At 67.4% G+C, this 528-nt stretch carries 1 protein-coding gene; it reads right to left on the bottom strand.

Annotation, left to right across the window (positions count from 1 at the left end; translation table 11 throughout):
- A partial coding sequence (locus tag RKE29_RS30350) for a flavodoxin-dependent (E)-4-hydroxy-3-methylbut-2-enyl-diphosphate synthase (protein WP_312008908.1) occupies positions 1–526 on the bottom strand: 526 nt, incomplete at its 3' end.
- Positions 527–528 lie beyond the last annotated feature (2 nt).

Raw genomic sequence — 528 nt, 5'->3', positions numbered from 1 at the left:
GCTCCTCGAACAGCGAGCACTCCCACAACGCCGACTCCACCAAAGCCTCCGGCGTCGCCCGCCCGTACTTCGCCAGCAACCGCGGATCCAACGACCCCGCATTCACCCCGATCCGGATCGGCACCCCCGCACCCGACGCCGCCCGCGCGATCTCCCGCACCTTGTCGTCGAACTGCCGGATATTCCCCGGATTCACCCGCACCGCCGCACACCCCGCGTCAATCGCCGCGAACACGTACTTCGGCTGGAAATGAATATCCGCGATCACCGGAATCTGCGACTTCCGGGCGATCTCCGGCAACGCGTCCGCATCGTCCTGCGACGGACACGCCACCCGCACGATCTGGCACCCCGCCGCCGTCAACTCCGCGATCTGCTGCAACGTCGACCCGACATCCGCCGTCACCGTCGTCGTCATCGACTGCACCGACACCGGAGCATCCCCGCCCACCGCCACCGAACCCACCTGAATACGACGGCTCGACCGCCGCTCGGCCAGCTTCAACGGAACAGACGGCATTCCCAGCG

Source organism: Streptomyces sp. B1866, assembly GCF_031932565.1.
Lineage (GTDB): Bacteria > Actinomycetota > Actinomycetes > Streptomycetales > Streptomycetaceae > Streptomyces.
Note: the sequence above shows the minus strand (reverse complement) of the source record. Positions and strands in the feature narration are given on the sequence as shown.